This window comes from Sorangium sp. So ce327, from assembly GCF_051530205.1.
In the GTDB taxonomy this organism is placed as follows: Bacteria; Myxococcota_A; Polyangia; order Polyangiales; family Polyangiaceae; genus Sorangium; species Sorangium cellulosum_B.
Genome location: NZ_CP150330.1, coordinates 413,739 through 431,642 on the forward strand (window position 1 = coordinate 413,739; position 17,904 = coordinate 431,642).

12 protein-coding genes are annotated in these 17,904 nt (G+C 73.0%); 8 read left to right on the plus strand and 4 right to left on the minus strand.

Annotated elements, in window-relative coordinates; all coding sequences use genetic code 11:
• Positions 1-30: 30 nt before the first annotated feature.
• Positions 31-723, minus strand: coding sequence for a DNA-binding protein (locus WME95_RS01540; protein WP_437906657.1), 693 nt, complete (start codon positions 721-723; stop codon positions 31-33).
• A 124-nt stretch (positions 724-847) separates the two neighbouring features.
• On the opposite strand from WME95_RS01540, the gene WME95_RS01545 reads away from it, so the two are divergent.
• The 7 genes from WME95_RS01545 to WME95_RS01575 all read left to right on the plus strand — a co-directional run bounded on the left by WME95_RS01545 (position 848) and on the right by WME95_RS01575 (position 9,152).
• Positions 848-2,371 (plus strand): RNA polymerase sigma factor, encoded by a 1,524-nt coding sequence (locus WME95_RS01545; RefSeq protein ID WP_437906659.1) that lies wholly within the window; start codon positions 848-850, stop codon positions 2,369-2,371.
• 17 nt (positions 2,372-2,388) lie between these two features.
• Positions 2,389-3,504, plus strand: a complete 1,116-nt coding sequence (locus WME95_RS01550; protein ID WP_437906661.1) for a hypothetical protein — start codon at positions 2,389-2,391, stop codon at positions 3,502-3,504.
• 232 nt (positions 3,505-3,736) lie between these two features.
• Complete coding sequence (locus WME95_RS01555; RefSeq protein WP_437906663.1) at positions 3,737-4,810, plus strand: hypothetical protein; 1,074 nt, start codon at positions 3,737-3,739, stop codon at positions 4,808-4,810.
• A gap of 259 nt (positions 4,811-5,069) precedes the next feature.
• Positions 5,070-6,761: an ABC transporter ATP-binding protein gene (locus WME95_RS01560; RefSeq protein WP_437906665.1), complete on the plus strand. Its 1,692-nt coding sequence runs from the start codon at positions 5,070-5,072 to the stop codon at positions 6,759-6,761.
• 203 nt (positions 6,762-6,964) lie between these two features.
• The gene (locus tag WME95_RS01565; protein ID WP_437906667.1) at positions 6,965-7,165 is read left to right on the plus strand and encodes a hypothetical protein; all 201 of its coding nucleotides are present in this window, start codon (positions 6,965-6,967) and stop codon (positions 7,163-7,165) included.
• A 23-nt stretch (positions 7,166-7,188) separates the two neighbouring features.
• Positions 7,189-8,142, plus strand: a complete 954-nt coding sequence (locus WME95_RS01570) for an MvdC/MvdD family ATP grasp protein (protein ID WP_437906669.1) — start codon at positions 7,189-7,191, stop codon at positions 8,140-8,142.
• Positions 8,139-9,152, plus strand: a complete 1,014-nt coding sequence (locus WME95_RS01575; protein ID WP_437906671.1) for an MvdC/MvdD family ATP grasp protein — start codon at positions 8,139-8,141, stop codon at positions 9,150-9,152. The genes WME95_RS01570 and WME95_RS01575 overlap by 4 nt, the downstream gene beginning before the upstream one ends.
• A gap of 21 nt (positions 9,153-9,173) precedes the next feature.
• Here the strand turns inward: WME95_RS01575 and WME95_RS01580 are convergent, their stop codons facing one another.
• The 3 genes from WME95_RS01580 to WME95_RS01590 all read right to left on the minus strand — a co-directional run bounded on the left by WME95_RS01580 (position 9,174) and on the right by WME95_RS01590 (position 13,903).
• Positions 9,174-10,727, minus strand: a complete 1,554-nt coding sequence (locus WME95_RS01580; RefSeq protein ID WP_437906673.1) for an ATP-binding protein — start codon at positions 10,725-10,727, stop codon at positions 9,174-9,176.
• A gap of 205 nt (positions 10,728-10,932) precedes the next feature.
• Entirely contained in the window at positions 10,933-12,009 is a 1,077-nt protein-coding gene (locus WME95_RS01585) for a hypothetical protein (protein WP_437906675.1), read from the minus strand.
• Between the two features lie 10 nt (positions 12,010-12,019).
• Entirely contained in the window at positions 12,020-13,903 is a 1,884-nt protein-coding gene (locus tag WME95_RS01590; RefSeq protein WP_437906677.1) for a serine/threonine protein kinase, read from the minus strand.
• A 527-nt stretch (positions 13,904-14,430) separates the two neighbouring features.
• Between WME95_RS01590 and WME95_RS01595 the strand changes: the two genes are divergently transcribed.
• Entirely contained in the window at positions 14,431-17,850 is a 3,420-nt protein-coding gene (locus WME95_RS01595; protein WP_437906679.1) for a DUF2126 domain-containing protein, read from the plus strand.
• Positions 17,851-17,904 lie beyond the last annotated feature (54 nt).

The window sequence follows — 17,904 nt, forward strand, 5'->3', positions numbered from 1 at the left end:
AGGGTCGGGTCGGCGCGCCGTCCGGCTCGCTCATTGCGCCACGAGGTCTCCTGCAAAGCGCGGCGCGACCTCGTAAGTCGTTTCGTATTGCGCGGCGAGGCCGGTCACCGTGATGTCCTGATCGACCTTGAGCGACGCGGTGTCGATGACAGGTTGGCTGTCCACGATATGCACGAAGACCTGGATCTCGCCCGAGCCGTCGTCGATGTATACCTTGAAGCCGTAGGGCGGGTCGTCCTCCACCGCCTTGGTCACGCGTCCGCCCACGCGCACCAGCAGGCCCTCGACGGGCTCGCCGACCTCTCCGGTCGTCACGTCCTTCGGTCCGACGGAGCGGGCCTCGCCGAGCGTCGTGACCGAGGCTGCCTTGGCGTTGAGCACCGTCTGCTGGGCCGTCTGCCCGAGCGTCCCCGTGACACGCACCCGGGTGTCGAGGTTGAGATCGAGCGCGTCGGGCAGGCTCACGTAGATGCCCCCGGTGTCGTCCTGCAGCGCGAAGCCCTGCTCGCCGGTCGCCGAATTGAATGTGCCAGGCGCGACGGTCAAGACACCGTCGACCGTCGCCGTGGAGCCCTCGGCCAGGCCGCGGGCTTCGGAGATGGCGACGGCGACCTCCTCGTCCGGAGCAGGCGACTCTTCGTCAGAGCTGCAGGCCGTCGTCGCGAGGACGCAGGTGGTGATGGCGATCGAGACGATGCTGGGAGTCGAGACGGTCTTGCGCATTCCCCGTCCCTAGCCGTGCTGTCCCCCAGGGACAAGACATGGCCCCGGAGCGCTCGATGTCGCCCCTTGGCGCCAGCCCCCGTCGATTCTGTGACGATCCCGAGAATCCACCGCAATTCTAAGCATGAGCCCTTTCTCTCCCCTCCCGCCTCCTCCCGCCGACCTCGTCCAGCACAGCACCTGGACGTCCATGCACGCGACCGCCGTCCACGTGCTCCCGGGGATGCTCCGCTACCTCGGCGTCGCTGAGGACGACATCGACGACCTCTCCCAGGAGGTCCTCCTGGGCGCGTACACCAGCCTTCCCCGGTACAACCCCGCCTATCCCGCCTCGGCGCCCGGCTCTGCCTCGCTGCCGCCGGTCGCCTCGCCGTTTCTCCAGGACTTCGTGCTGGCCGTGCCCGCTGCCGCCGCGGACACCGCCCAGGAGCAGCAGGAGCAGGACGACCCGGCGTCGCTCCCGCTGCCGGCGCCGCGCAATCCCCCTCGGCCATCGCGCCCGCACGGCCTCGGCCCGCGCTGGCGAGCCGAGTCCAGCTGGCTCTTCGGGATCGCCTGGCGAAAGGTCCGGCGCCATCTGGAGCGCAACTACCGGCGCCTCGAGGTGCCGGTGGGCCTCGCGGATGAGGCGTACTTCGAGGGCGCCGAGATCGCGCCGAGCAGCGAGCAGCGCATCGCCACGAACCAGCGGATCGCGATCGCGACCCGCCTGCTGGCGACGATCGCGCCCGAACGGCGCGCCATCCTGATCATGGCCGACATGGTCGAGATCCCGCTGCGCGAGATCGCGCGGTCCCTCGAGCTCAACGAGAACACCGCTTCGAGTCGGCTGCGCCTGGCGCGTGAAGACTACCGCGCCGCCGTGAAGCGCTTGCGCCCCGAGGAGCAGCGCGCGATCCGGTCCGGCTTGCTCATGGTCCCGCTCTTCTCCCTCGCCTCCTCGCGCTCCGCCGTCGCGTCGCCGGCCGTCCACTCCGGCGCCTCTGCCATCGCCGAGACGAACACGCCCGCGACCTGTCCCGAGCTGCCGAGCGATCTCGGACCTCAGGACATCGCCGATAGACCCGGGCGTGCCGCGCGCCCGCTCGCCCGGTTCGTCCGCCCGGCGCTCGCCCGGTTCATCCTCCCGGCGCTGGCGTGGGCGACGGCAGGCGTCGGCGGCGCCGCGCTGTTTGCCGCGCTCGCGCCGGCGCCGGCCCTCTGGGCCAACCGCCTTGGCCCGATCGCGACACCGCTCCTCCTCTCGCGTGCGGTCGACCTCGATGCGCGGCCGAAGACGGAGCCCGGTGGAAGGCCGAGCTCCGAGGCGCCGCGAGCCGATGCGATCTCGGACAAGGAAGCTCCACCCTCTCGCGCGCCCACGCCCGCGCCGGCACGTGTCTTCCGCCAGCGCAAACCCGCCGCGCCGGAGCAGCACGCTCCCTCCGACCAGGATGGAGAGCCGCTCGCCGACGAGCTGCAGCTGCTCGGCGCCGCCAGGCAGGCGCTGCTGCAAGGCGATAGAGCGACCGCGCTGGAGCGCATCGCCGCCCACGCGCGGCGGTTCCCCGAGGGGCGGCTCAAACTGACGCGCGAGCGGCTGCGAGCTAAGGCCGCGGCGGTGCAGGCAGCGCCGGCCGGCAGCGCGGCGGGGCAGACGCTTCCGTGACCGCGCGGACGAGGCCGATGCGCGGGAGATCGCACGACGAGGGCGCGCGCAGGAAGCGGGCAGCACGCGCAGCGCTCGCCTCGATGGCCGCGGCCGCGATCTCGGCCGCCGGGGTCGCACCGGTCCGGGCCGAGCCCGCGGCCACGCCGCTCCGGGCGCGGCTCGAGTTCATCCGCGGGCCAGGCGCCGAGGAGTGCCCGGACGAGCAGCTCCTGCGCGTGGAGACGGTCCGGGCGATGGGCGGGGTCGACCCCTATGACACGGAGGCTCCGTTCTCGATGACGGCGTCCATCGAGCGCCGGCGCGGCAAGCTCGCCGCCTCGATGTTCCTCCGCGACGGCGACGGTCACGGACGCTGGTTCGACGGGTTCAGCGCCTACGATGACTGCAAGGTGCTCGTCACCGCCATGGCCCTGTCCATCGCCGTGCTGCTCGACGACGCCGCCGAGCTCGCCGCACCACCTGGGGTGCCAGCGAAGCCCGCTTCGCCGCCCGCACCACCCGATGGGCCCTGTTCGCCGGATCGGCCCTGTCCGCCGAAGCCGTCCCCTGCGCCGCCATCATCCCCGCGCACGGCGTCACCCGTGCGCGCGCCGCCCCGGAGCCGCGCGTCGCCGGTCGCGGGGGAGCGCTTCTCCTGGGTGGCCGGCCTCGGCGCTGTGGCGGGCCTCGGGATGACACCCGGCGTCGCCGGTGGGCCAGCGCTGTCCTTCGGGGCACGCTGGCCGGCGTGGTCGGTCGCGCTGGAGGTCCGCGGGCTCGCCTCGCTGCCGAAGACAATCGACAAGGTTCCCATGGCGGTGTCTCTTCTGACGGCGAACGCTGCCATATGCCATCATCGACAGTTTCTTTTCGCCTGCGGACTCTCGGAGCTCGGGGGGCTTCGTGCTTCCTCCGACGTCCCCTTGGGTGGTGCCTCGCGGCTGAGTCTCCGGGCTGGACTTGGCGCACGGATCGGCGTCGCCTGGCCCTTTGCCGAGAGCTTGTCGGCGCGCGGATACACCGACGTCGTCCAGACCCTGAGCGGTATGGCGATCGAGCGTCACCCAAATGTTCCTGGCTCCGAGCGCGCCCTGTGGAGCGCACCGAGCGCCTCTGTGGCGTTCGGGCTCGGTGTACACGCGAGGTTTTGAGCGATCCGGTAACAAAACAAATGGGAAGGGAAGCGGAGGCGTAATGCGTGAAAATCCAAGGTGTGATGAGGAGAATGCTCTCATCCGGGGATGTGCCGGTGCCGATGGTGCAGCTCGTGAATGCGCATCTTGCGCCGCAGACCCGCGGTCATGTAGATTCACGGCGATGCGCAGATTTCATTGGGCTCTCTCAGGCTCGCTGTTGTGCATTGGCTGTACCACGGAGCCGCTCGTGATCACGGGTCCCTGTCTGCCCGAAGAGATCGAGCACAATCTGTCCGGTTGCGGCGTATTGCGCGACGCCGGAGCGGACGGCGGCCAGGGCGGCGCCGGTGGCCAAGGCGGCGCCGGCGACGAGACCAGCGCCGGCGGTCAGGGCGGATCCGGCGGCGACATGCACAGCTCGCTGTGCTCCGGCCAGTGCACCCCGCCTGCGCCGCTCGGCTGGTTCGGCCCGGCGCTGCTCTGGTTCGGCCCGGCTAAGGCCGTCCCCGACTGCCCCGCCGACGCGCCCACGCTCGGCTACGAAGGCTTCGCCGATCTCCAGCAGCCGCCGATGGACTGCGCGGTCTGCGCGTGCGACCCGCCCGAGGCCTCGTGCGCGCTCCCCACCGGCTGGGCGGCCTCGTCCGCCTCGTGCCCCGGCGATGAGCCAGGCACCGTGATGACCTCCTTCGCCGCGCCCGACGGCTGGGATGGCGCATGCACCGCCGCGAACCCGATCCCCGAAGATCAGCTCTGCGACGGCGAGCCCTGCGTGCAGTCGCTCACGATCGCGGCGCCCTCGGTCACGACCGGCGCGTGCTCGCCGCGCATCGACGCCCCGCCGCCTGTCCCCAGGCTCGATCCGTGGGCGACGCGGGCCAGGGCGTGCCTCGCCGGCGCGTACACCGCGTGCGACGACGCGACGACATGCGTGCCGGCGGCGCCGTCGGGCTTCCTGACCTGCGTCTACCACGAGGGCGACGACGCCAGCTGTCCGGAGGGGTACGCCGTCAAGCACGTCTTCTTCGAGGACGTGATCGACGGCCGCGAGTGCACCCCCTGCGGCTGCGGCGATCCGACCGGCGCCTCGTGCACCCTCATGGCGTCCGTGTACCGCGACGCCGCCTGCACCGACCTGCTCGCGTCGAACCTCGTCAGCTCCAGCGTCCCGTTCTGCGTCGTGACGCCTCCCGGCGCAGGCCTGGGGAGCAAGTCGGCCGTGATCGCGGACGTCGAGCCGGGCGCGTGCGCGCCGCACGGGGGCGAGCCCGTGGGTGAGCTCCAGGCGAGCGCGCCATCGACCTTCTGCTGCACGGCCTGAGCGGGGCATTCCCGGAAGTCATTAAGGCACCTCGCTCCTCCGATCGGCGCAGGAAGAACTACCCTCCAAATTTCACCAGGGATCCGGATATCCCCGCTGCCTCGTGCGGCCCGGGAGTATCCTCACGCTCTCACGGCCGCTTCCGGCCGCCGCTCGTCCCCTTCGCCTCGTGCCGCCTCCGCCCCTCCGCACGTTTCGCTCCGGGCTCTTCCGCACGATCGCCCTTGCCGCTCGCGCGAGCCCCTTCGCCCTCGGGGCCATGGCCCTTGCCGGCGTCCTCGCGGGCATCGCTCCGACCGGGATGGCCTGGTACGCCCGCCGGGTCCTCGACGGCGTCGCTCACGGCGATCGACAGGCGGTGATCACGGGCATCGTGGCGGAGGCGGGGCTCCTGCTCCTCACCTACGTCGCCGGGGGCCTCAACCAGTTCGCGACAGCGCGCCTCCGCCTCGCGCTCGGCTTCCTGCTCCAGCGGTCGATCCTCGAGAAGGCGATCGCGGTCCCTTACGCCTGCTTCGAGGACCCCGGCTTTTACGACGCGCTCTCGCGGGCGCGGCGCGAGGCGGTCGGGCGTCCGGTGGCGCTCCTCGCCGGGCTCTTCGCCGTGGCTCAGGCCCTCGCGGTGCTCGGCGGCTCCGCGGCGCTCCTCTTCCGCTTCTCGCCGCTCTGCGCGCTCGCGATCCTCCTCGCCGCGCTCCCGGGCTTCCTCACGGAGACCCGCTTCGCGACCGCGCTCTTTCGCCTCCAGAACCGGCGCGCCACCGAGGCCCGCGAACAGGCCTACCTGGAGCAGGTGCTCACCCGCGACGACCACGCAAAGGAGGTGCGCCTCTTCGGAACGGGGCCCACCTTCCTCGAGCGCGCGCGGCGCGTCTTCACGCTCGTCTTCGAGGAGGATCAGGCGCTCGCGCGACGGCGGCTGCTCGTCGGTCTGGTCGCGGACCTCGTCGCCCTCGCCCTCTTCTACGCGGTCTATGTCTACGTCGCGCTCCGGGCCCTCTCCGGGGCGCTCACCGTCGGCGACCTCGGCCTCGCGCTCGTCACCTTCCGGCAGGGGGACGGCGCCCTCAAGCAGGCCCTCGGCGGCGTGCGCGGGCTCTACATGGACCAGCAGTACCTCGCCAATCTCTACGACTTTCTCGATCTCCCGGTCCCCGCTCCGCGGCAGCTCGCCCCCGCGGCCCGCGCGCAGGACGAACAGGGGCTGCGCTTCGAGAACGTCGGCTTCACCTACCCGGGGGCCGCTCGCCCCGCCCTCGCCGGCGTCGACTTCTCCCTCGCCCCCGGCCGGAAGCTCGCCCTCGTCGGCGAGAACGGCTCTGGCAAATCGACCGTCCTCAAGCTCGTGGCCGGCCTCTACGAGCCGACCGAGGGGCGCATTCTCCTCGACGGGCGAGACCTGCGCGCCTGGGACGGGGAGGCCCTCCGCGCGCGCCTCGCCGTGGTGTTCCAGGACTTCGTCCGCTACCAGCTCACGGTCCGCGAGAACGTGGCCCCACGCGCCGCCGAGGACGCCGTGCCCGACGACGCGATCGCGCGCGCGCTCGCCCGCAGCGATGCCTCGCCGGCCGTCGGCCGGCTCCCGCGCGGCCTCGAGCAGCGGCTCGGCAAGTGGTTTTCCGGCGGCGTCGAGCTCTCCGGCGGAGAGTGGCAGAAGCTCGCCCTCGCGCGCGCCTTCCTCCGCGAAGGCGCCGACCTGCTCCTCCTGGACGAGCCGACCGCGGCCATCGATCCCGCCGCCGAGGCGGCCCTCTTCGAACGGGTGCGGGCGGAGACCGCAGGGCGCATGGCCATCCTCGTCTCCCACCGATTCTCCACGGTCCGCCTCGCCGACGAGATCCTCGTGATGGATGGCGGGCGCATCGCCGAGCGCGGTGACCACGATACGCTCCTCGCGGCGGGCGGGCGCTACGCGGCCCTCTTCCGCCTGCAGGCGGCCGGCTACCGGTGAACATCAACACGCGCAAGCACGCGTCACGAAGCGTGATGAAGCGGTGGCGGCATGAGCATGAAACCCAGACCACACGAGGAAACCGAAGAAGAGGCTTCGTGTAAAAGAGGCTTGTAGAAAGCGCCCTGTTGGGCGTACGTTGATAGTCTCGGCCCAGCTGCGAAGTCTCGCAGACTACAGGGCCGAGCCGAAGGAGACTCACCATGTCCCACCCGACCGACCACGACGACGCGACTCCGCTCTTCGCTCACCTCCTCGTCGATGACGAGCAGCCGGCCCCGGCCGCGGGAAGCGGCGGCACCGCCCCGACGTATCACTGCCTCGACAGCGAGTGCACGAAGAAGTACCCGTCGGACGCGGACGACTGTCTGTCGTACAAGCCCACCTGCGATTATACATTCTGAGCGCGCGGCGACCTCCGAGCGCCGTGGTCGCGCCGACGATCCTCCTGCTCTCCCACGCGAGGGAGCCCTTCGTCACCGAGCGTGTCGCCGAGGAGCTACGCCGCCGCGGCGCGCTCCCCGTTCGCCTCGATACCGACAGGCTCTTTGACGACGGGCCCTTCGGGGCCTCCCTCGCCGGCGACGATCCCGGCACCGTGTGGGTCCGCGGCGAGCGGGTGCGGCCGGACGCGATCTGGCTCTGGCGGGCCTGGCCGCGGATCGACGCGCCCGCGATGGCGGAGGCGCACCGCGCCACCGTGAACCGCGAAGCACAGGCGCTCTTCTTCGGGGCGGTATCGCTCCTCGAAGGACGCTGGGTGGACGCCCCCGAGCGTGTCCGCGCCGCGGAGAACAAGCTGCTTCAGCTCCGGTGCGCGCGCGCGGTCGGCCTCCGTATCCCGGATACGCGGTATACCTCGGACCCGGATGCGGTCCGCGCCCTCTTCGACGCCCACGAGGGGCGCGTCGTGTGCAAGCTGCACGCACCCCTCGACTACGGGATGCAGGCGCACCGCGCCTTTCCGACGCGCCGCTTCCGCCGCGAGGACCTCGCGCGCCTCGACGCGCTCCGCCGGGGGCCGATGATCTTCCAGGAGGCGATCCCGAAGGCCCTCGAGCTCCGCATCGCCTGGGCGGGCGGAGCCGCGTGGACCGGCGCGCTCGACGGCAAGGAGACCGACGTCGACTGGCGCTTCTCGGCGGCGGGCGCCTGGATGCCGCACGCGCTCGAGGTCGCGACCAAGGCGAAGCTCGCAGCGCTCATGAAGCGCCTCGGTCTCCGCCAGGGCTGTCTCGATCTGATCCTCACGCCCGACGGCGACACCGTCTTTCTCGAAGTCAACCCGACCGGCGAGTGGGGGATGCTCGAGGCCGAGCTCGGTCTGCCGATCGCCGCATCCCTCGCCGAAACGCTGCTCCGCGACGAGGACGAACCATGAAGGTCCTTCTCATCACCCATCGCGCCGACGCCCCGCGCTTCATCGAGCGCGTGGCCGACGAGACCCGAAGCCGCGGCGCCGAGCCGGTCGTCTTTTACGTGGAGGACTTCCCGACGAAGGCGACGATCTCCTTCGCCCAGGGGCCGGACGGCGAGCGCTTCCTCCTCGGCGGGCACGCGATCGGGGCGGGCGACGCGATCTGGGCGCGCCGCTACCATGCCCCCGTCGGGCTGCCAGAGGCCATGCACCCGGGCCACCGGCGGATGGTCCTCGCGGAAACGGAGCGGTTCCTGCACGGGGTGCTCGCCGCCTGCCCCGCCTTCAAGGTGGACCCGTACGCGCGCGTCCGCGGCGCCGACCACAAGCCGCTGCAGCAGCGTATCTTCCGGGAAGCGGGCGTTCGCACGCCGCGCACGCTCGGCACGAACGAGCCGGAGGCGGCCCGCGCCTTCCTCGCGAGCTGTCCGGACGGCGCCGTCGTCAAGATGCTGAGCCCGGAGCCGTTCCGGAAGGACGACGGAAAGCTCCAGGTGGTGATGACGAGCGAGGTGCGCCCCGAGACGCTCGAGAAGCTCGAGCAGCTGCGCCTCTGCCCCATGTACTTCCAGGAGAGGGTCCCGAAAGCCTACGAGCTCCGCGTGACCGTCTTCGGCACCAAGATCTTCGCGGCGCGCCTCGACTCGCCGACGTTCGCCGGGGCCGAGGTCGACTGGCGCACGAAGGGGCTCGAGACCATCGAGGCGTGGCGCGACCACGCGCTGCCGAGGCACGTCGAGGACGCCCTTCACCGCTACCAGGACGCGGTCGGCCTCCAGTACGGCGCCGCCGACTTCATCGTGACCCCGGCCGGTGAGCACGTGCTCCTCGAGGTCAACCCGGCCGGCGAGTTCTTCTGGCTCGAGGCGAACCCACCCCACCACCCGATGGTCGCCGCCCTCGTCGACGTCCTCGTGGGCGTGCCGGGGTCGCGTCGCAGGTTCCCGGACCTCCCGGCGCCGCCAGACGCGTGATTCGCTCGCCGCCGCCGTCCCTCAGCCCCTCGCCGCCGCCTCCCTCCGCGGCAGCCGCGCCGTGAACGTCGTCCCCCGCTCCGCCTGGCTCGCCACCTCGATCACCCCGCCGTGCGCCCGCGCGATCTGGTGCGCGATGAACAGCCCGAGCCCGAGCCCCCGCCCCGCGCTCGCTCGCCCCTCCGCGGGCGACGCCTGCTGCCAGGGCTCGAACAGCGTCGCCAGCCGCTCCGGCGCGATCTCCGGGCCCTTGTTGTGCACCTCGATCAGCACGTCGCCCCCGCGCGGCCGGAGCGCCACCCGCACGGCGCTCCCGGGCTCGGCGTGGTCGACCGCGTTCTGCACGAGGTTCGTCACCATCTGGGCGATCCGCTCGGGATCCCACAGCCCCGCGCCGCTCCCCCGGAGATCGAGCCGGATCGGCACCCCCGCGCGCGTCGCCCGGAGCTCGTCGATCGCCCCCTTGCAGAGGACATGGAGGTTCCCCGGCCTCCGCGCGATCGGGATGCTGTCGCCGAAGCAGCTCCGCGTCAGGTCGAGCAGGTCGTCGATCGTCCGCGCCATGCGGCGCGCGCTCGCCGCGATCCCCTCGACGCTCGTCGCCTGGCGCGGCGTCAGGTTGCCGTGGCGCACCAGCGTGCTCGACGCCAGCGTGACCGCCGTGAGCGGCGTGCGCAGGTAATGGCTGAGCGCGGCCAGGAATCGATCGCGAAACGCGAGATCGTCCAGCCGCGCAGCCTCCGCCCGCTTGCGATCGGAGATGTCGATCGCCGTGCCGATCATCCGGACGCTGCGCCCGGTCGCGTCGAAGAAGGTGCGCCCCTGCACGCAGACCCAGCGCTCGATCCCGTCGCGGATCCCCACGAGGCGGTACTCGATGCTGTACTCGCCGCCGCTCTCCGGGGCCTGTGAGCGCAGCACGGCCTCCTGCACGCGCGCGCGATCGTCCGGGTGGATCGCCGAGAGGAAGAGCTCGTAATCGACGTCCGACGCCGGCTCCAGCCCGCACACCTCCCGGCAGCGGTCGTCCCAGCGCAGCTTGCCGGTCACCGTGTCGTAATCCCAGACGCCGACGCCGCCGGCCTGCGTCGCGAGCCGCAGGCGCGCGCCGCTGTCCTCGAGCGCGGCGCGCGTCGCCCGCTCGATCTCGAGCGCGCTCGTCCACATGCTCGCGTCCACCACCGCATGGAGGACCTGCGCTTCTCCCGCCCCGAGCGCGATGCCCTGGGCGACGCACTCCTCGATCAGCGCGGCCCGGAGGTGCGATAGCTCCCGCAGCGCCGCCTCGATGCAGCGGCCCCGCGTGACGCAGCGGCGCGCGTGGTCCTCGACCCGCTCGTAAGCGCCGCGGAGCGCCGCGTCCTCGCCGGTGAGCCGGCTCGCCGCGAGCGCCTCGATGAGGTGCTCGAGCAGCGCCGGCGCCGCGTCGACGAGCACCGGGCGCTCGCCCCGCCGCGGCGCCGGCGCCCTGGGATCGTCGAGCACCCGGCGCGTCCAGCGATCGAGCACGTCGCGCTTGCAGCTGCGGAGCCGGGAGGCAGCGGAGATCTTTGCTAGCGGGCCGGCGTCATCCATCGCTACAAAGCGAGCGCCCGCCGGCGCGGATGTCACGTGAGGACACCCCCTGATTGGCGCGTAAGTGACCGTCACCGGGGCCGACGTCTCCGCCCTCGGCCACCGGGCCCGACGCCTCCGCCCTCGGCCACCGGGCCCGACGCCTCCGCCCTCGGCCCGCTGGCTCTTCAGTCCCCGGCCGATGGGCGTCTGCCGCGCCCCGGCGCTAGAACGCGCCCAGCACCCCGACCCCGCCGCCCTCAGGGCCGATGAGCGGCACGATGCGCGCCTGCACCCGCGCCGGCGAGCCCTGCCGTGCCCCAGCGGCGCTCGCGCCCTCCGCCCTCGATGGGCCCGAGGTCAGCACGAGGACCGCCCCCGCGGCGAGCGCGGCGACGCCCACGCCGACGCCGATCGTGGACACGAGCGCCTTGGTCTCCGCCGCGTTGATCTCTTTGCGACCTTCCGGCGTACACAGCTTCTCCGGACAGAGCGCTTCGTCCTTTTCCGCGTCGCTCGCTTGCCCCGCGGCGAGGATGCCGAACACCGCGCCGACGCCGAGCACCGCCGCGCCGGCGCCCCCGATCACGAAGCCCGCGGTCTGCAGGCCGCGTCCGCCGCTGCGGCCGCCGTCGGTGCCGCCGGCCGGCGGCGCCTCGGGCCCGGCGGGCTTGCTCGTGGGTGCCACCGGCAGGAGCTTCGGGATGGCGATCGCCTTCAGATCGGCGCTCTCGCCGACCTGGACGGTCGTCGACCAGACCGTGTAGCCGCTCGCCGTCGCCTCGACCTCGTGCGCCCCGGGATCGATCGGGATCGGCGTGCCGAGCGCGGCCGCGGGGATGTCGCCGCCGTCGACGCGGACCAGCAGGCCGGGCGTGTTCTCCGCGTTGAGCTGGATCCTCGAGAGCCTCGGCTCCAGGGCGTCGATGTGCTCCTGCGCGAACGCCTCCCGCGCGGCGTTGCCCTCCTTCTTCGAGGCGAAGAGCGCCTCCTTGAACTGCCCCCACGCCGTCGCCGTCTTGCCGAGCCCCTCGTTGCACAGGGCCAGGTTGAGCAGCGTCCCCGTGCCGGGCCGCAGGCGCTGGCTCTCGGCCAGCTTGGGGCACGCCTGCGCGTACGACTTCGCCTCCATCAGGCGGCGCCCCTCCTCGAACAACGTCTGGGCGAGCGTCGGATCGCCGCCCGCGCCCTGCGCGGCGGCGCCCGAGGGCGCGAGCAGGGCGGCCGAGCCGAGCACGACCGCGGCGAGGGCGAGGCGGGCGCGACGGAGCGCGCGGGGGGCATGGACTGTCGAGGGGATCATGGCTGTGGGCTCAGTGCGGGTCGTTCAGGTCGATGCCCTTCGGAGGGCGCTGCGTCGTCGTGGCTTGCGACGGGCGGGCGGCCGGCGTGGTCCGCCCTGCGGGCGAGCCGCCCCGGGCGGCAGTGGGCGCCGTCCTCGGCGACGCCGCGGGGGAGCTCGCGGCCGCCGCGGCGTTCGGCGCGGTGGCGCTCGCGGCCGCGGTGGCGCTCGCCGCCGCTGTGTCCGCCGTGGTCGCTGCGTCGGCTGCCGCGCCTGTCGGTCGGATCGTCGGCCCGTCCGGCGTCGTCGTCCCGGCGGCAGGCGCGGGCTGCTCGGGGGTCGGCGCCGGCGCCGGCGCGGCGGTCTCCGTCGCGCTCACGGCGACCGTCGGCGCCGCCGCCGTGCTCTCCGTCCCGTCGGCGCCGCTCCGGCGGAGCATGTACACGCTGCCGACGATGAGCCCCAGGAGGAGGGTCGCGGAGATCAGCGCGATCGCGAGGATCGCGGAAGGGGAGACCGATAGCCCAGGGATCCGGCGCCCGTCCGACGAGATCCCGAGGTGGGTCGACGACGCGAAGGTCGCGGCGGCGCGCGAGCTCATCGGCGCGTTGTACGGACCGGGGACGATGTGCTGCTGCGGCGTTGGCGCCGGGAAGCCGTTCGGCGGGACCGGGCTCGGCCTGCCGTCCTCGCCAGGGCGAGGCCCGAAGGCGCCGTTGCCGGACGACGGAGGCTGGGAAAACGGCGACGAGGGATGCGGGTAAGGCGTCGAGGCGTGGGCGACGGGCGACGGCGCCTGCGGGAACGGCGTCCCGTGAGGGAGCGGCGTCGGCGGGCGCGGCTGCCCGGTGTCGCGCTGCCCGGCCGGATGCGAGGCGAGCCCCGGCCACGACGGCTCGCGAGCGGCCGGCCCAGGGGGCCTCGAGTCGATGGTGGAGAACGACGGCTGTGACGCGCGCTGGCCGCCGGGGATCGCGGCGTGGAGCGACAGGCCGCCCATGCGCGCGATCCGGGCCAGGGTCGTGTACGTGCGCGCGGGCGCGAACGGCGCGAGCGACACGATGAGCTCGGCGACCGACGCATGCCGGTGCTCGCGCTCGCGCGCGTACGCCTTCTCCAGCACGGCCGCGAGCGCGGCGGGCACGTCGGGGCGGATCTCCCGCAGCGGCGTCGGCGTGCCCGTCAGCACCTCCGCGCAGAGCTGCGGCAGCGTCTCCGCGTAGTACGGCTGCCTGCCGGCGAGCAGCTCGTAGAGCGAGACGCCGAGCGCATAGATGTCCGTCCGGTGATCCACCGAGCGCGTCTGCCGCATCTGCTCCGGCGACATGTACAGGGCCGAGCCCAGGGCCGCGTCCGTGCCCGTCAGGATGTCGACCGCGCCGGTCGCCATCTTGGAGATGCCGAAGTCGAGCACCTTGACGAGCGGCGAGCCGTCGACGCGCGTCGTCAGGAACAGGTTCGCCGGCTTGAGATCGCGGTGGACGATGCCGAGCCCGTGGGCCTCGACGATCGCCTCGCTGCCCTGCGCGATGCAATCGATCGCGTCCTCGATGCCGAGCACCCCTTGATCGCGGAGCAGGCGCGCCAGGTCGCTCCCGATCAGGAACTCCATGACCATGTAGGGAGCGCCGTTCTCGAGCGTGCCGACGTCCGAAACACGGGCGACGTGCTCGCTCTTGATCTTCATGCCGGCCTTCGCCTCGCGGAGGAAGCGGGCCGAGCCCTCCGGGTGCTGGGTGAACTCGGGGAGCAGGAACTTCAGGGCGACCCGCTCGTCGAGCACGACGTGGCGGGCCTCGACGACCACACCCATGCCGCCCTGGCCGATGACCCGCTCCACGCGGTACTTGCCGGCGAGCACCGTCCCCGGCTCGACCGGGGGCAGCGAGGGCTGTTTCGTCTCCGAACCCGACACAGCGGGCGATGATCACCGCTTCGCCCTCGGACGGCAAGCGCGGGCGGCGCCGGTATCGGGGCGCGGCGTGGCGAGGCGGACAGAACGGCGCCAAAGGCGCAGCAGCACGCGGTTTTTGTGCCGTCGCACGGTCGCTTCGGCGCGCGGCTCGCGCCGTCGCGAGGCCGCGTTGGCGTGCGGTCGCTCCGTCAGACGCTCGCGTCGCTGCGCGGTCGCTCCGTCAGACGCTCGCGCCGCTGTGCGGTCGCGTTGCGCCACGCCGCCGTCAGACGCTCGTGGTATCGCGTCCGCGCGCCGCGGTGCGCTCGCGTTCACGCACCGTCACGCGCTCGCGCCGCGACGCGCTCGCCCGCCGCATGCCCGCGCGCTCGCCCGCCGCACGCTCGCGCCCACGCGCCGCCACGCCGTCGATCCCTGGCCGAATCGTCCTCGAAACGATCGCGCAGCGCGCCTCACGCGCGTCACGGAAGGCGAGACGGAAGGGGGCACTTCTGGTTGGATAGGGCCACCCCCGGAGACAAACCACCGTGCGCCTGCTCATCCAGCACCGGACCCGTTACAATTATCCCCGCCCCGCCTCGCTCGGCCCGCAGCTCATCCGGCTGCGGCCCGCGACGCACGCGAAGGCGAAGATCGAGTCGTACAGCCTGAAGATCGACCCGCCGATCGCGGCGCGCTGGCAGCAGGACCCGTATGGCAACCACGTCGCGCGGGTGCTCTTGCCCGCGGGCGAGCGCGTCCCTCACTTCGACGTCCTTGTCGAGCTCGCGGTCAGCGTGCGCCCCGTGAACCCGTTCGACTTCTTCCTCGACGACCGCGCGAAGGAGGTCCCGTTCGCGTATCCGGCCGAGCTCAAGCAGGACCTGGCCCCCTTCCTCGACAGCACCGACCCCTCGTTCGCCCGCGGCCCGCTGCTCGACGAGTTCCTCGCCGGGCTGCCCTCGAAGGGCGACACCGTGTCGCTCCTCGTCGCGCTGAACACCGCCGTGAACCGGCGCATCAAGTACGTCATCCGCGAGGAGGCCGGCATCTGGACGCCGGAGGAGACGCTCGCGCAAGGGCGCGGCAGCTGCCGCGACTCGGCGGTGCTGCTCATCGCGGCGCTCCGGTCGCGCGGGCTCGCCGCGCGCTTCGTGAGCGGCTACCTCGTGCAGCTCACGGACGAGGGGATGATCCCCGACCAGCCGCGCGGCGTGAGCCGCGACGTCGTCGACCTGCACGCGTGGGCCGAGGTCTACCTCCCCGGCGGAGGCTGGATCGGCCTCGACGCGACGAGCGGCCTGCTCTGCGGCGAAGGCCACATCCCGCTCGCCTGCACCGCCTCGCCCGCGCTCGCGGCCCCGGTCGAGGGCACGAGCGACACGCGCGCGACCGACGTGACCTTCGAGATGAAGGTCGGGCGGCTCGGCCACGAGCCGAGGCCCACCACGCCCTACGAGGAGCCCGTGTGGCAGGAGCTCCTGTCCGTGGCCGATCGCGCCGACGAGCGGCTCGCCGCCGCGGGCTTCTCCCTGACGATGGGCGGCGAGCCGACGTTCAACTCGCGCGAGTACCCGGACGCGCCCGAGTGGTGCGAGGGCGCGCTCGGCCCGACGAAGTGGTCGCAAGGGCTCCGGCTCGCGCACGAGCTCCGGCGCCGGATCACGCCGGGCGGCGTCCTGCTGCTCCGCGCCGGCAAGCACTACCCCGGCGAGAGCCTGCCCCGCTGGGCGCTCGAGATCATCGGCCGGCGCGACGGCGTCCCGATCTGGACCGAGATGTCCCAGGCGCGCCACGCCGATCCGGCGACGAGCGCGTCGCGCGGGCGCGGCGTCGAGCTCTCGCGGAAGTTCGCCGACGCGCTCGCGGCGCGGCTCGGGCTCACCGACTTCCTGATGCCGGCCCTCGAGGACCCCTGGCGCCACCTCCAGGACGAGGCGAGCCTGCCCACCGACGTCGACCCGCTCAAGGCGAACCTCGACGACCCGGAGGAGCGGCGGCGCCTCGCGCGGGTCCTCGATCGCGGGCTCGGGCGAGAGGTCGGCTTCGTCCTGCCCCTCGCGCGCCAGTGGGGGTCGTGGATCAGCGAGCGCTGGGGCTTCCGGCGCGGGCACCTCTTCCTGATCCCGGGCGACAGCTCCATCGGCCTGCGCCTCCCGCTCCGCTCGCTCGTCGCGGTGGCCCCGCCGCCGCCGATCGAGGAGCTCGTGTCGCCGCAGGACCCGCGGCGCGGCGAGCCCGAGGCCGACGAGGAGGAAGAGAGGCAGCGCCGCGTCGAGCTCCTCGAGGCCGATGGCGACCCGGAGCACGCCGAGACGGCGCGCGCGCGCGCGGCCCAGCGGCACGCCCACGACGGCGAGCGCGCCGCGCATCACGCCCAGCGCGCCGCCCCCGCCGCGGGACGATCGGGCTACGGCGTGCGCACGGCGCTCTGCGTCGAGACGCGCGACGGCCTCGTCCACGTCTTCCTGCCGCCGCTCCTCTCGCCGGCCGACTTCTTCGACCTCATCGCCGCGATCGACGCGACCCGGCAGGAGACGGGCATCGACGTGCTGCTCGAGGGGTACCCGCCCCCGTCCGGCGCGAACGTGCTCCGCTTCTCGGTGACGCCGGACCCGGGCGTGCTCGAGGTGAACCTGCCGCCCTCCGACGGGGTGCGCGCGTACGCGTCGCTCCTCGAGACGGTGTTCGACGCGTCGCTGCACAGCGGCCTGCACTGCGAGAAATACCTGGTCGACGGGCGCATGGCGGGGAGCGGGGGCGGCCATCACCTCACGTTCGGCGGCCCGACGCCGCTCTCGAGCCCCTTCCTGCGCCGGCCGGATCTCCTGGCCAGCCTGCTCACGTTCAACCAGCACCACCCGTCGCTCTCGTACATGTTCGCCGGCCTCTTCGTCGGCCCGACGTCGCAGGCGCCGCGCGTGGACGAGGCGCGCCACGAGAACCTCTACGAGCTGGAGATCGCGCTCGCGCGCGCGTTCGAGCGCCGGCAGAACGAGCCGGCGTGGCTCTCGGACCTCCTGTTCCGCCACCTGCTCGTGGACATGACGGGCAACACGCACCGCGCCGAGGTGAGCATCGACAAGCTGTTCGATCCGCAGACGGCGCACGGCCGGCAGGGGCTCATCGAGCTGCGCGCCTTCGAGATGCCGCCGCACTTCCGGATGGCGGTCGCCCAGGCGCTCCTCGTCCGCACGCTGCTCGCCTCGTTCGCCGAGGAGCCGTACACGGGCCGGCTCGTGCGCTGGGGCCAGGCGCTGCACGACCGCTTCCTCCTGCCGTACTACCTGTGGCGCGACTTCGAGGACGTGCTCGATCACCTGAAGCAGCGCGGGCTCGCCCTGCCCGCGGACGCGTACCGGCCGTTCATCGAGCTGCGCTGCCCGGTGGTGGGCACGCTGCACGCCGGCGACGTGGTGCTGGAGGTGCGCAACGCGATCGAGCCGTGGCACGTGCTCGGCGAGGAGCTGACGACGACGGGCACGTCGCGCTACGTGGACTCGTCGATGGAGCGCATCGAGGTGCGCGCGCAGGGGCTCACGCCGGAGCGCCACACGGTGCTCGTGAACGGCCACGTGCTGCCGCTCCGGCCGACGGGGACGGCGGGCGAGCACGTGGGCGGCGTGCGGTTCCGCGCCTGGGCGCCGCCGCACAGCCTGCACGCGCACATCGGCATTCACCACCCGGTCCACATCGACATCCTGGACACGTGGGGCAAGCGCTCGATCGGCGCGTGCGCCTACCACGTGTGGCACCCCGAGGGCCGCGCCTACGACGCCGCGCCGCTCACGCGGTTCGAGGCGGCGGCGCGGCGCGCGCAGCGGTTCACGATCGAGGGGCCGACGCCCTGGCCGGTGACCGCGAAGCAGGCGATCGCCCACGGGGACGCGCCCTACACGCTGGATCTACGGCGCTACGCCGTGGACCGGCCGCCGCCCAAGCCGCAGAAGCCCGAGGACGAGGCGTGAGCTGCCGGGCCGCGCTGCGGTGAGACCCAGCGTGGCCGGAGGCTCACCTGGACG